General features: G+C 63.5%; 13 protein-coding genes. 12 read left to right on the top strand and 1 reads right to left on the bottom strand.

Annotation, left to right across the window (positions count from 1 at the left end; genetic code table 11):
- Positions 1 to 2 precede the first annotated feature (2 nt).
- Positions 3 to 1,130 (bottom strand): PilT/PilU family type 4a pilus ATPase, encoded by a 1,128-nt coding sequence (locus tag FQS62_RS02650; protein WP_088480356.1) that lies wholly within the window; start codon positions 1,128 to 1,130, stop codon positions 3 to 5.
- Positions 1,131 to 1,251: 121 nt separating this feature from the next.
- Here FQS62_RS02650 and FQS62_RS02655 point away from each other — a divergent pair, with 121 nt between their 5' ends.
- The 12 genes from FQS62_RS02655 to FQS62_RS02710 all read left to right on the top strand — a co-directional run bounded on the left by FQS62_RS02655 (position 1,252) and on the right by FQS62_RS02710 (position 13,924).
- A complete protein-coding gene (locus FQS62_RS02655; protein ID WP_005415160.1) occupies positions 1,252 to 1,617 on the top strand; it encodes a DUF4398 domain-containing protein in 366 nt (121 codons plus the stop codon).
- On the top strand, positions 1,614 to 2,498 hold the full coding sequence (locus tag FQS62_RS02660) for an OmpA family protein (RefSeq protein WP_208042932.1): 885 nt from the start codon (positions 1,614 to 1,616) through the stop codon (positions 2,496 to 2,498). The genes FQS62_RS02655 and FQS62_RS02660 overlap by 4 nt, the downstream gene beginning before the upstream one ends.
- 324 nt (positions 2,499 to 2,822) lie before the next feature.
- Complete coding sequence (locus tag FQS62_RS02665) at positions 2,823 to 3,059, top strand: HP1242/YdcH family protein (protein WP_005407964.1); 237 nt, start codon at positions 2,823 to 2,825, stop codon at positions 3,057 to 3,059.
- Positions 3,060 to 3,359: 300 nt separating this feature from the next.
- Positions 3,360 to 4,730: a pyridoxal-phosphate dependent enzyme gene (locus FQS62_RS02670; RefSeq protein WP_049446235.1), complete on the top strand. Its 1,371-nt coding sequence runs from the start codon at positions 3,360 to 3,362 to the stop codon at positions 4,728 to 4,730.
- 123 nt (positions 4,731 to 4,853) lie between these two features.
- Positions 4,854 to 6,038, top strand: a complete 1,185-nt coding sequence (locus tag FQS62_RS02675) for a cystathionine gamma-synthase (RefSeq protein ID WP_088480359.1) — start codon at positions 4,854 to 4,856, stop codon at positions 6,036 to 6,038.
- 5 nt (positions 6,039 to 6,043) lie between these two features.
- Positions 6,044 to 6,874, top strand: a complete 831-nt coding sequence (locus tag FQS62_RS02680; RefSeq protein WP_088480360.1) for an ABC transporter permease — start codon at positions 6,044 to 6,046, stop codon at positions 6,872 to 6,874.
- The gene (locus FQS62_RS02685) at positions 6,864 to 8,258 is read left to right on the top strand and encodes an ABC transporter ATP-binding protein (protein WP_208042931.1); all 1,395 of its coding nucleotides are present in this window, start codon (positions 6,864 to 6,866) and stop codon (positions 8,256 to 8,258) included. Before FQS62_RS02680 ends, FQS62_RS02685 begins: the two co-directional genes overlap by 11 nt.
- Entirely contained in the window at positions 8,255 to 8,842 is a 588-nt protein-coding gene (locus tag FQS62_RS02690) for a CatB-related O-acetyltransferase (RefSeq protein WP_080392876.1), read from the top strand. Before FQS62_RS02685 ends, FQS62_RS02690 begins: the two co-directional genes overlap by 4 nt.
- Positions 8,808 to 9,899, top strand: coding sequence for a class I SAM-dependent methyltransferase (locus tag FQS62_RS02695; RefSeq protein ID WP_226053646.1), 1,092 nt, complete (start codon positions 8,808 to 8,810; stop codon positions 9,897 to 9,899). The genes FQS62_RS02690 and FQS62_RS02695 overlap by 35 nt, the downstream gene beginning before the upstream one ends.
- A gap of 142 nt (positions 9,900 to 10,041) precedes the next feature.
- Entirely contained in the window at positions 10,042 to 11,352 is a 1,311-nt protein-coding gene (locus tag FQS62_RS02700) for a glycosyltransferase WbsX family protein (protein WP_057500402.1), read from the top strand.
- The gene (locus FQS62_RS02705) at positions 11,349 to 13,049 is read left to right on the top strand and encodes a rhamnan synthesis F family protein (protein ID WP_208042938.1); all 1,701 of its coding nucleotides are present in this window, start codon (positions 11,349 to 11,351) and stop codon (positions 13,047 to 13,049) included. Before FQS62_RS02700 ends, FQS62_RS02705 begins: the two co-directional genes overlap by 4 nt.
- Positions 13,050 to 13,072: 23 nt before the next feature.
- Positions 13,073 to 13,924, top strand: coding sequence for a class I SAM-dependent methyltransferase (locus FQS62_RS02710; protein ID WP_226053645.1), 852 nt, complete (start codon positions 13,073 to 13,075; stop codon positions 13,922 to 13,924).
- The last annotated feature ends 14 nt before the right edge of the window (positions 13,925 to 13,938 follow it).

The raw sequence follows: 13,938 nt of genomic DNA on the forward strand, positions 1-13,938 counted from the left end.
CGTCAGAAGCCGTGGGTGATGCTGGGTGCGGCCGCAGAGAAGTCCGCGTACGGGTCGTGCTCGCCACTGCTGCCTTCGGACAGGCGGAACTTCAGGGCCAGGCCATCGCGCGAGTCGGCCGCACGCAGTGCTTCCTCCTGATCGATGACGCCGGCCTTGGCCAGCCGGAACAGGCACTGGTCGAAACTCTCCATGCCTTCTTCCAGCGAGCCTTCCATCGCCGCCTTGATCTCGTGCACCTGGCCGCGGCGCAGCAGGTCGCGGATCATCGGCGTGTTGATCAGCACCTCGGTGGCCGGCAGGCGACGGCCCTCCTTGTTCTTCACCAGACGCTGGCTGATCACCGCGCGCAGGTTCAGTGCCAGGTTCATCAGCACGTTCTTGTGCGCGCTTTCCGGGAAGAAGTTGAGGATGCGCTCGATGGTCTGGTCGGCGTTGTTGGAGTGCAGGGTAGCCAGGCACAGGTGGCCGGTCTCGGCGAAGGCGATGGCCGCCTCCATCGTTTCCGCATCCAGGATCTCGCCGATCAGGATCACGTCCGGCGCTTCACGCATCGCGTTCTTCAGCGCGTTGTGGAAGGCATGGGTGTCCAGCCCGACCTCGCGCTGGTTGACGATCGACATCTTGTGCTTGTGCAGGTACTCGATCGGATCCTCGATGGTGAGGATGTGACCGGTGGTGGTGCTGTTGCGGTGGTCGATCATCGATGCCAGCGACGTCGATTTGCCGGAACCGGTGGACCCCACCACCAGCACCAGCCCGCGCGGGGTCATGATGACGTCCTTCAGCACCTGCGGCAGGTTCAGTTCCTCGATGCTCGGGATGCGGCTGCGGATGGCGCGGATGACCATGCCGACCTCGCCCCGCTGCTTGAACACGTTGACGCGGAAGCGCCCGGCTTCGGGAAGAGCGATGGCCATGTTGAGCTCCAGCTCGCGCTCGAACTGCGGCACCTGGCCTTCGTCCATCAACGAGTAGGCGATTTTCTTGACCATGCCGGGCGGCAGGCCGGTGTTGCCCAGCGGATAAAGCTTCCCCTCGATCTTGATATAGACCGGTGCCCCGGTGGTCAGGAACATGTCCGAAGCGTTCTTTTCGGTCATCAGCTTCAGGAAGTAGCCGATATCCATTGCGAATTTTCCCCAACGAAACGGCCGACGCCCGTTGCCAGCACGGTGTCGGCTTGACGACAATGGCCGTGAACCGACAACCGGTACGGCCTCCCCAATGAAACGACTTAGCTTCGCACGAATGCGCCACGGCCTGTATGTGATGGCGTTTGCATTCGCACTGTCTGCCCCCGCCTGGGCGCAGGACGCCGCACTGGAATTGGCGCAGGCCCGGCAGGCGGTCGACAAGGCCACCCAGGCCGATGCCGACCAGTACGCCCCGGACCTGATCGGTCTGGCCCGCCAGGGGCTGGAGCAGGCCCAGCGCGCCGCCGGCGACCGCCGCGAGCGCAAGAACGCCCCGGCGATGGCCCTGCGCGCCGCCGCCGATGCCGACCTGGCCCGCGTCCGCAGCGAGGAGGCCACCGTCACCGCGCAGCTGCAGCTGCGCCGCAACGAGGTCAACCAGCTGCAACGCCAGCTGTCGACCGGGGAGGACCGCCGGTGAAGCCGATGACTGCCGCAACCCTGGCCGCGCTGCTGGCGCTGCCGCCCCTGGCCTTGGCCGCCGACAACCCGATGGTGGCGCAGCTGAGCCAGCGCCTGATGGCCATCCAGGCCAATCCCGACACCGCTGAGCTGGGTGCCTTCGAGCGCATGCAGGCCCAGCAGGCCATCGCCACCCTGGACAAGGCCAAGCGCCGCGACCAGGAGCTGGCTACCTATCTGGCCGAGCGCCGGGTGGAGATTGCCGAGACCGCCGTGCGCGCCGCGATGGCCGCGCGCGAGGTCGACCGCCTGGAGCGGACCCGCAGCGACCTGCTGATCGAGGCCAGCCGCCGCGACGCCGCCCGTGCCCGTCAGGAAGCCGAGCAGATGCGCATGCAGGCGCAGATGCAGGCCGAGGAGGCTGAGCGTCTGCGCCAGGCCGCCGAAGCCGAAACCCTGGCCCGCCAGGACGCCGAGAACGCCCTGACCAGCGTGGCCGGCAAGCAGCAGCAGCGCCTCAGCGCCGCCCAGCAGAACGCCGCCAAGCTGGCCCGCGAGGAAGCCGAGCTGGTGTCCGGGCAGAAGCTGCCGGGCTCGAAGTTCGACGGCCGTGGCGAAGTCTTCACTTTCAATGGTGACGCCTTCGCCACTGGCGCCTCCAGCCTGTCCGGCGGGGCCCGCAACCAGGCCAAGGCCCTGGCCGAGTACCTGAACATCGGCAAGAAGGGGCGCCTGCGTATCGAGGCCTATGACAGCGCCAATGGTGTGGGTCAGAAGCGTGCCGAAGCGCTGCGCGATGCTCTGGTCGCGGCGGGTGTCGCCAGCAACCGGATCCAGGTCAGCGGCAAGAAGGCGGCGTCCACCCGGGCGCGCTCGGCCGAGGTCATCATCGCCCCGTAATTGCTTGATATTGTTTGTTTTTCGTTGTGATGAGCATTCAGCCTGAACCCCGCCCCGGCGGGGTTCGGTCTTTTTGCCGCAGGGGTCTTGTACCCCGCCTTGAGCAGGCGTAGGGTCAATTGTCCGGGACGCAATGCCGCGGACCGGACGATGGGAGGGCCGGGCCGATGCAAACAGGGCGCGAACCGCAGCGAATCGACGTGCGCAGGCCAGTGCCGCAGGTCGTTGCAGGCGTCCAGGTGGCCATCGACCGGCGCTCCTCCATGAACAACGCCCCGTGCCTCGCGGCCGGGGCGTTCGTGTATCTGTCGAAGGAGGTCCATCATGTTTGAAGATCAGCCCCAGAGCGAGATCGACGCCCGCCGCGCGCGTGATCCGGAGTTCAGGGCACTCCATGACCAGCACCGCAAGTTGAACAAGAAGTGCATGGACGCGGAGTTGGGTGTACTCCCGATCGATGATGTCACCCTGGGTCGCATGAAGCGTGAGAAGCTGCTGGCCAAGCAACGACTTCTGCGAATGTACGAAACACCGCTCCCAACGACGTCCCCCACACTTTGACGCACCCCGTCACGCCCGGAACGGCGTGACCCGGCCATCGATGGCCCCGCCCGGCGCTCCTGCCCCGGCATCGCGGCACCGCCGATGAGGCGGCCGCGCCAAGGCACCACAAGCGGTGGTGCCTTGGCCTGCAGGTACGACTCACCGATGCGGGCGGTACCGGTCTCCTCGTCGATCCGGGGCCGTCCGCATCTCTTTTTGCGGGCTTGCGGCCCGGCGCCGCGCCGACCTGACATTCATCGCCATCCGACGGATAATCATCGGTCCGGCCCTGTGTGGCGCGAACCGAAAGTCCTCCGAATGCCCATCCATTCTTCCGTCCTCGAACTCATCGGCCAGACCCCGATCGTCAAGGCCCAGCGCCTGGACACCGGCGTCTGCGAGCTCTACCTGAAGCTGGAGAGCGCCAACCCGGGCGGATCGATCAAGGATCGCATCGGCCTGTCGATGATCGAGGCGGCAGAGCAGCGAGGCGACCTGAAGCCGGGCGCGACCCTGGTCGAGGGCACAGCCGGCAACACCGGCCTGGGCCTGGCCCTGGTCGCCCAGCAGAAGGGCTACAAGCTGATCCTGGTCGTTCCCGACAAAATGAGCCGGGAAAAGATCTTCAACCTGAAGGCGATGGGCGCTGAAGTGCGTCTGACCCGCTCGGACGTGGCCAAGGGCCATCCCGAGTACTACCAGGATCTGGCCAAGACCATCGCCGAACAGACCCCGGGCGCCTACTTCATCAACCAGTTCGGCAACCCGGACAACCCGGCCGCGCATGAATTCGGCACGGGCCCGGAAATTCTGGAACAGATGGGCGGCGATCTGGACGCCATCGTGTTCGGCTGCGGCAGCTCCGGCACCATGACCGGCCTGTCGCGCGCGTTTGCCAAGCTGTCGCCGAAGACCGAGCTGGTGCTCGCCGACCCGGTCGGTTCGATCCTGGCCGAATACATCAATGACGGCGTGCTCAACGACAAGTCGGGCAGCTGGCTGGTGGAAGGCATCGGCGAGGACTTCCTGCCGTCCATCTCCGATTTCAGCCGGGTGAAGAAGGCCTACGCCATCACCGACGGTGAGAGCTTCCATACCGCGCGCGAGCTGCTGGCGAAGGAAGGCATCCTCGGCGGCTCGTCCACCGGCACCCTGCTGGCGGCTGCGCTGAAGTACTGCAAGGAACAGACCACGCCGAAGAAGGTCCTGGTACTGGTCTGCGATACCGGCAATAAATACCTGTCGAAGATGTACAACGACTACTGGATGCTGGACAACGGCTTCCTGGAGCGCCCACAGCACGGCGACCTGCGCGACCTGATCCTGCGCCCGTACGGCCAGCGCGATACCGTCGTGATCGGCCCGAACGATCTGCTGACCACGGCCTACCAGCGCATGAAGCTGTATGACGTGTCGCAGCTGCCGGTGATGGACGGTGACCAGCTGGTCGGCATCGTCGACGAAAGCGACGTGCTGCTGCATGTCTATGGCGATGAGGCCCGTTTCCGCGACAGCGTCGCTACCGCGATGGTCAGCAAGCTGGACCGGCTGGATGTGAAGTCGCCGATCGAGGCCCTGCTGCCGGTGTTCGACCGTGGCCAGGTGGCGATCGTGATGGACGGCGACGCCTTCCTGGGCCTGATCACCCGTATCGACCTGCTGAACTACCTGCGCCGTCGCGTGCAGTAAGCCGCTGATCGAAGACGTTCGCTGCTGAATCCCGGTTTATCCGCGTCAAAGGTCGTTAAGGCCGCGCTGGTAGACTTCCGCACCTTCGATGGCGCCGTGCGTCGGCGCCCCTCAGGAAACAACATGTCCAACGCTACTTCCCAGGATCGCGCCCTGGCCCTGGCTACTCTGGCCATCCACGGTGGCCAGTCGCCGGACCCCAGCACTGGCGCGGTAATGCCGCCGATCTACGCCACCTCGACCTATGCGCAGTCCAGCCCGGGTGAGCATCAGGGCTTCGAGTACTCGCGTACCCACAACCCGACCCGCTTCGCCTATGAGCGTTGCGTGGCATCGCTGGAAGGTGGCACCCGCGGCTTCGCTTTCGCCTCGGGCATGGCGGCGAGCTCGACCGTGATCGAACTGCTGGACGCCGGCAGTCACGTGGTGGCAATGGACGATATCTACGGCGGCAGCTTCCGCCTGTTCGAGCGGGTGCGTCGCCGCACCGCCGGGCTGGACTTCAGCTTCGTCGACCTGACCGATCTGGCCGCGTTCGAAGCCGCCATCACGTCGAAGACGAAGATGGTGTGGATCGAGACCCCGACCAACCCGATGCTGAAGATCGTCGACATCGCCGCGGTCACCGCCATCGCCAAGCGCCATGGCCTGATCGTGGTGGTCGACAACACCTTCGCCTCGCCGATGCTGCAGCGTCCGCTGGCGCTGGGTGCGGATCTGGTCCTGCATTCGGCCACCAAGTACCTCAACGGTCACTCGGACATGGTCGGCGGCATGGTCGTGGTCGGCGACAACGCCGAACTGGCCGAGCAGATGGCCTTCCTGCAGAACTCGGTGGGTGGCGTGCAGGGCCCGTTCGACAGCTTCCTGGCCCTGCGTGGCCTGAAGACCCTGCCGCTGCGCATGAAGGCGCACTGCGCCAACGCGCTGGCCCTGGCCCAGTGGCTGGAAAAGCACCCGGCGGTGGAGAAAGTGATCTACCCGGGCCTGCCGTCGCACCCGCAGCATGAGCTGGCCGGCAAGCAGATGGCCGGTTACGGCGGCATCGTCTCGATCGTGCTCAAGGGCGGTTTCGAAGCGGCCAAGCGCTTCTGCGAGAAGACCGAACTGTTCACCCTGGCCGAGTCGCTGGGCGGCGTGGAAAGCCTGGTCAACCACCCGGCGGTGATGACGCACGCCTCGATTCCGGTCGCGCGGCGGGAACAGCTGGGTATCAGCGATGCGCTGGTAAGGCTGAGCGTGGGCGTGGAGGAGCTGGGGGATCTGCAGGTGGATCTGGAGCGGGCGCTGGCGGGTACTGCTGCGTGAATCCGATGACCGTGTCGTCCGCCAACAGCTCGGTTTCGCCACTGGCGATGGTGCGCAGTTTTCTCGGCAACCGCGTATTGATCTACCAGCTGGCCAAGCGCGAGGTCATCAGCCGCTACCGTGGCTCGTTGATGGGCTTGGCGTGGTCGTTCTTCAACCCGTTGTTGATGCTCGCCGTGTACACCTTCGTGTTCTCGGTGGTCTTCAACGCCCGATGGGGTGGGGATGTGGCACACAAGGGTGACTTCGCGATCATCCTGTTCGTCGGCATCCTCGTACACGGCATCTTTGCGGAGTGCGTCAACCGCGCCCCCAGCCTGATTGTCGGCAATGCCAGCTACGTCAAACGCGTGGTGTTCCCCCTCGATACGCTGCCCTGGGTGGCAATGGGGGCGGCGTTGTTCCATGCGCTGGTGACCCTGGTGGTGCTGCTGCTGGCGCAGTTGCTGATCCGTGGCGTCCTGCCCGTGACCGCGCTGTATTTCCCGTTGGTGGTGTTCCCGCTGGTGCTGTTCACGATGGGCCTGGCCTGGCTGCTGTCGGCGTTGGGTGTTTTCGTGCGCGATATCGGCCAGATGACCGGCATCTTCACCACCGTGCTGTTGTTCCTGGCGCCGGTGTTCTATCCGGTGACCGCATTGCCGGAGAACATGCGCAAGTGGATCTACCTGAACCCGCTCACCTTCATCATCGAGCAGTCGCGGGAGGTGCTGATCTGGGGCAAGGCACCTGATTTCATCGGTCTGGGCAAGTACACCATTCTCGCCGCCGTGGTCGCCTGGCTGGGCTATGTCTGCTTCCACAAAATGCGCCGGGGTTTTGCCGATGTCATCTAATGTATCCGCGCACGAACCGGACGATCTTGCGATCCGGGTGTCCGGTGTCACCAAGTGCTTCCAGGTGTATTCGCAGCCACAGGACCGCCTGAAGCAGGCTGTCCTGCCGCGACTCTCCCGTCTGCTCGGCCGACCCGGTGGCATGTACTACCGCGAGTTCTGGGCGCTGAAGGGCGTCGACTTCGAGGTGCGCCGTGGAGACACGGTGGGCATCATCGGTCGCAACGGCTCCGGCAAGTCGACCCTGCTGCAGATCATCTGCGGCACCCTGCAGCCAACCCACGGCGAAGTGACCGTGCGGGGTCGCGTGGCCGCATTGCTCGAGCTTGGTGCCGGCTTCAATCCGGAATTCACCGGACGCGAGAACGTCTACATGAGCGCCTCGATCCTCGGCCTTTCGCGCGAGGAGATCGATCGCAAGTACGACGACATCGTGGCATTCGCCGACATCGGCGACTTCCTTGAACAGCCGGTCAAGACCTACTCCAGCGGCATGTACGTGCGTCTGGCATTTGCCGTGATCGCGCATGTCGATGCCGATATCCTGGTGATCGACGAAGCGCTGGCGGTCGGTGATGCGATCTTCGTGCAGAAGTGCATGCGCTACCTGCGCAAGTTCCGTGAGAACGGCACGCTGCTGTTTGTCAGCCACGACACCTCTTCGGTGCTGAACTTCTGCCAGAGTGCCGTCTGGCTGGATCGCGGCGACATGCGCATGCATGGCACTGCGCAGGAAACCTGCAACGCCTACATCGAATACTGCTCGCAGGAAGTGTATGGCGATACGGTCAAGCTGCAGTCACGGCAGGCCGCTGCCCGTGCCGCGGACGCATCGCCTGGCATCCCGTCGCCAGCCCGGATCGAGAAGGACCTGAAGGTCGAGCTGTTCGACAACGTCGCCAATTCAGCCGGTTGGCAGTCCGGCGTGGCAAGCATCGACTCGGTCACCCTGTGCAACGAGGACGGTGAGCCCTTCACGACGTTTGCCGGTGGCGAGCATGTCGTGCTGAAAATCCGCGCGACTGCGCATGATCCCCTGACGAGTCCCTTGATCGGATTCTTCGTCAAGGATCGCCTTGGGCAATCGCTGTTCGGTGAACACACCTACACCTATATCCAGCCGCCGATGGAAGTGGAGGGTGGCACCGGGTTGGAAGCGTCGTTCCGGTTCACCCTGCCGCTGCTGCCCAACGGCGAGTACTCGATGACCGTCTCGATCGCCGAAGGCGACCCGTACACCAACACCCAGCACGCCTGGCTGCATGATGCGGTGCTGATCCGGGTGGCCTCGCCCAAGCTGCGTTATGGCCTGGTCGGTATCCCGTTCGAGGAAGTGACCATGGTCCGCACCCGTCAGCCGCAGCCGACAGGAGAGCCGCAGTGAGCGCATCGCAGGGACCGACGGTGACCGAAGCGCACGGCTTCATTCCACCACTGGCCAGTACCGACCCGCGCATCAGCGTCGGTCGATACACCTATGGTTCTCCGCAACTGAAGGTATGGTCGGAAGGTGAACGCATCGAGATCGGGGCGTTCTGTTCGATCGCCGATGACGTAGTGATCTTTGGGGGCGGCGAGCACCGTCTGGATTGGGTGACCACCTATCCATTGCGCATCGCGCTGAATTCCCCCGGCGCAGGCCACGACGGGCATCCGCACACCAAGGGGCCCACCCGCATCGGCAACGACGTCTGGATCGGGCATGGTGCGATGATCGTTTCCGGCGTGACCGTGGGCGATGGCGCCTGTATCGGTGCGGGGGCAGTGGTTTCCCGGGACGTGCCCCCCTACGCCGTCGTTGCGGGCAATCCTGCAAAGGTGGTGCGCAGTCGCTATGACGAACAGACGATTGCCCGCCTGCAGGCGATTGCCTGGTGGAACTGGCCGATCGATCGCATCCGTGCCTTCGAATCGCTGCTCTGCAGCGGTGACGTTGAAGCCTTCATCGCTGCCGCCAGTGCGTCCTGACTCTCTGAACATCTCTCAAGAAACCGGCTGTCCCATGAACGATTTTCCGCTGTCGAACAGCATGCTGATCTCCCCGCGCGAACTGTCGCTGAGCGCGTGGCTGGGTCACATTCCCTTTGCCTCATGGCTGGTCGAGCAGTTGCAGCCACAGTCGATCGTCGAGCTGGGTACACATCGTGGCTCCTCGTTCCTTGCGCTCTGCCAGGCGGTGCAGGAGCAGGGGCTCACTGCGCGCGTGTTTGCCATCGACACCTGGGAAGGTGACGAGCACGCCGGCTACTATGGTGATGAGATCTACAACGCATTGCGCGAGTACCAGCAGCGCAACTATGCCGGCATCTCCGAGATGCTGCGGATGCGTTTCAACGAAGCCCTCCCGTACTTCGCAGACGGCTCGATCGATCTGCTGCATATCGATGGCCTGCACACCTACGAGGCGGTTCGTGAGGACTTTGAAACCTGGTTGCCCAAGCTATCCGATCGGGCAGTGGTGATCTTCCATGACACCTGCGTCCGGGAGCGCGGTTTCGGTGTCTGGCAGTACTGGAGCGAGATCAGTCAGCAGTATCCGGCGTTCGAATTCACCCATACCCATGGCCTGGGTGTGTTGCTGGTCGGCCGGCAGCGTGTTCCTGCATTGGCAGACCTCGCGGCCCGTGCAGCCGCAGGCGACTTTGCGCCGATCAATCGCTTTTTCGACGCGTTGGGCAGCAACATCAAGCGCGCCGAAGAGGTCGAGCGGGTAAATGCAGGGCTGGCGGATGCGCGCAACGAGGTCAATCGCCTCGGAACGCTGGGCCATGAGCTGCAGCAGCGTTGCCTGCAACTGGAGCAGGAAGTGCGTGATGGCCGGGAGCAGGTGCGGCAGGCCGAGCAGCAGGTACAGCAGGCGCGGGAGCGGGCCGAGCATAGCGCGGTGACGGCAGAGGACCTGCGCCGCATCGTCGCCGAGGAGCGTGCCAGGACGGTTGAGGACATTCAGGCTGCACTGGGCCCGCACCTGGATTCGCAGGCACGGTCGATGGACAGGCTGTTGCAGCCCTGGTGGCGCCGCTGATCCACGCCCTGCCAACGAGCAGGATGTTACGTTAGAAGGAGTGCCGGGCGTCGCAGGGGAAAGTAGAGGGCCGCACTCCAGCAATCGATTTTTTCAAGAGACCCATCAGCAGATTGGGTTGAACCACCTCCTAGGGATGAACATGTCTACCGTCAAGCCAATCTGCTTCTATCTGCCGCAGTACCACCCCGTCGCGGAGAATTCGGAGTGGTGGGGACCTGGCTTTACCGAGTGGACCAACGTCGCCAAGGGAAAGCCGAACTTCGTCGGCCATTACCAGCCCCACATCCCGCGCGAGCTGGGTTTCTATGATCTGCGCCTGATCGACAACATGCGGGCACAGGCCGAACTGGCCTCGCTGTATGGCATCCACGGGTTCTGCTTCTACTACTACTGGTTTGACGGCCGCCGCATCCTCGAGCTGCCGCTGGACAACTACCTGAAGAGTGACATCGAGTTCCCGTTCTGCGTGTGCTGGGCCAACGAGAACTGGACCCGCACTTGGGACGGGCTCGAGAAGGATGTGCTGCTCGAGCAGAAGCACGGCGCCGATGAGGATCGCCGGTTTCTGGAGGACATCCTGCCGCTGCTGAAGGATCGTCGTGCGATCAAGGTCGATGGCAAGCCCATGCTGCTGGTCTACCGTGCCGACCTGTTCCCGGACGCAAAGGAAACCGTCGCGCGCTGGCGCCAAGTGGCCCGCGAGAATGGCGTGGGCGAGATCCATCTCGTGGCGGTGCAGTTCTACGGCATTGTGGATCCGCGTGACTGGGGTTATGACGCGGCCGCGGAGTTCCCGCCGCATACCTTCATCGGCGCGGAGAATCGTCTGACGCGACCGATCGACATCACCAACCCCGAGTTCCGTGGTGGCCTCGTCGATTACCGCAAGGTGGTCGCCCAGTCCATCAGCCGGCCCAAGCCCGACTTCCGCTGGTACCGTGGCATCGTGCCGTCCTGGGACAATACCGCGCGGCGCCAGCACACCTCGCACACGCTGGTGGACGCCTCGCCGTCGATCTACGAGTACTGGCTGCGCCGCCTGGTCGAGTACACCCGCGTCAACAACGCGCCTGAAGACCAGATTCTGTTCATCAATGCCTGGAACGAGTGGGGCGAGGGCTGCCACCTGGAGCCGGACCTGAAGCACGGCCTGGCCTACCTGGAAGCGACCCATGCGGCGCTGAACGGAGCCGACGGTGATGAGGCGCTGATGAAGGATGAAGCGTTGCTGCGCGCACTCGGCGGCGAGCGCATGAAGGCGCTTCTGGATGACCGCGAACGCCTGGTCAACGATGTGGTTCTGCTCTCGGCCGAGGTACGCAGGACCAATCCGCAGGGCATCTCTTCGGTGCCCAAGCCTGGCCTGCGCGCATTCATTGGCCGTTGCCTGCGGCCCTTCCCCCGCCTGCGTTCCTTCGCGGTGCGCGTCTATCACGCGTGGCACGCATGAGTTCCGTCCGTCGCGTTGCAGTTGTAGCCCACTTCGACGCCGAAGGCCGGTTGACTGACTTCACGCGTCGGTTGCTCGAAGGCGTGCTGCGGCACGCGGAGCGCATCGTGCTGGTGTCGACCCGGCTGGCCCCTGACCAGGTGGTAGGCCTGGATGAGCGCATCACAGTCATCGTCCGCGAGAACGTCGGATACGATTTCTACTCGTTCCGGACCGGTGTACTGGCCGTGGAGGCGTTGTATGCCTACGACGAGCTGATCATCGCCAATGACAGTGTACTGATGATTGATCCGCAGGGCCTGGATCGTGCCTTCGCGAAGATGGCGGAGGTGGAGTGTGGCGCGTGGTCGATGACCGAGTCGCAGCAGGTCAGCCGCCACCTGCAGTCGTATTTCATGGTGTTCCGCAAGGACGTTTTCTTCAGTCAGTACTTCCACCAGTTCTGGCGCGATGTACGGGTGCTCGATGACAAGTGGGAAATCATTCTTTCCTACGAAATCGGCTTGACCCAGTGGCTGTTGCATCACGGTGTACGCATTGCTTCGGCGTTCCAGCCTGGCGCGGAGGGTATGCAGAAGCTGGTCGCACGCCTGAAACGCAAGCGCGAGCGCGATGCGGCTCCGGACAGTGTGGCTGCCCCTGGGGCATTCGAGATCCAGCAGGCCAACCTGGTCCACTACCTGTGGGATGACATCTACCGGCAGTTTGGTTTCATCAAGACCGAAGTGCTGCGCGATGATCCCAATGGCGTGCAGGACGTTGGCCTGTCCAGCCTGATCGCCGACCCGGTGCGCCTGGGCCAGGTCGAGGAGGAAGTCGCCAGGATGCGGGCCACGCGTGTCAACGCAATGCCGCTGCTCGCCCAGTCCAGTGACGGAATTTCACAGGAAGAACTGCAGCGCTATGGTGTCGGCGCCATTCCTGCTGACAAGCTGAAGTCGCGGTTCGCCATCGTGCTTCATCTCTATCATCTGGACCTGATCGAATCGATCCAGGGCTACATGAAGAACATGATCGTTGATCATGATCTGTTCGTGTCCGTGAAATCGGTTGCTGATCGTCGGGTGGCTGTGCGCTTTTTCGAAGAGCGGAAGGTGCGTGCCTTCGTCTTCGTGCATCCGAACATCGGGCGCGACGTCGGTCCCTTCGTCAGCCTGCTCAATACCGGCCTGCTCGACCGCTACGACGCGGTCTGCAAGATCCACTCCAAGAAGAGCGTGTACCACGATGGCGGTGGCCAGTGGCGGGATGAGTTGATGAAGTCCCTGCTGGGTTCTTCACACACGGTGCTGAAGATCCTGCGCGCCTTCAAGCATGAGTCCAGTTGCGGCATCGTCGGTCCCGAGCACGCCTATGTCAGCAATGCCCGCTTTTGGGGCGGCAATGAGGAACGGCTGCGTCGCCTGGCCGCAGAAACCGGCATCGAGGACGCACGTGTCCGGCTGGGCTTCTTTGCGGGAACGATGTTCTGGTTCCGCCCCGCGGCGCTGAATGCCCTGCGGGAGCGGGCGCTGGCCCTGAGTGAGTTCGACCCGGAAGCTGGGCAGCTGGATGCCACCCTGGCCCACGTGATCGAGCGGCTTTTCGTGCTATGGGTGGAGCAGGCGGGCTACTTTGCGGCGACCACCCGTCAGCCGGATGCTGCGCTGTGTCATGAAAATTACGTGAATCAGGGTATATCTGTACTCCCTACCTGACTACAGAATCGATGGAGCCCAAGATGGATGACGGGTTGTGGTACGAACGCATTGTCCGTTCCATTAACGATCCTTCGCTGGGTTTGCCGGGCTTCCCGCCGGCCTATCAGCAGGAGGTATTCGTCGGGAAATCCAACGAGGCCGCTCTAGCGGAGGCATTTCACTTCTACCAGCTGGTAAAGACGGGCAGCCACCGTTTGCGTCGCAACTCGCCGGTGCTGGACTTTGGTGTCGGCTGGGGTCGTATCCTGCGATTCTTTCTCAATGACGTCGATCCGTCCCACTTGTATGGCGTTGATGTCGATCCCGAGATCCTCGAGGTTGCGCGCTCAACCGGCGTACTGGGCAATCTTTCCCAGATCCAGCCCAACGGCCGACTGCAGCACCCGGATGGGCGATTCGAGGTCATCTACGCGTTCTCGGTGTTCTCGCATCTGTCCGAAGCCTCGGCACGCCTCTGGTTGGCTGAGCTGATGCGGGTATTGAAACCGGGGGGAAGTCTGGTGCTGACCACCACTACGGACCGCTTCCTGGAATTGTGTGAGGCCTGTTCCTACAAGCTCAGCGACCGCAATCAGTACGAGGAAGACTACGCCAGAATGTTTGCTGACCCGGCCGACGCCCGTCGTCGCTACGCTGCCGGTGAGCATGTGTACGCTGCCGTAGCTGGCAACGCTGAGGTGTTGGAAGCATCCAACTACGGCTGGGCAGCAATGCCGCCAGCGTTCGTCGAACGCGAGATCGGCCGGCTGGCACAATCGATCTCATTCATCGAAGCGACCGAACAGCTTCCCCAAGGCGTTTTCACCATCCGCAAACCCGCGACATTCGCACAGCGTGCAGTGAGGAAGTTGCGGGCTACGCTTTCTGCCTGAACGGTGTCCGGGCA

This window comes from Stenotrophomonas sp. SBJS02, from assembly GCF_020428325.2.
GTDB classification, from domain to species: Bacteria; Pseudomonadota; Gammaproteobacteria; order Xanthomonadales; family Xanthomonadaceae; genus Stenotrophomonas; species Stenotrophomonas africana.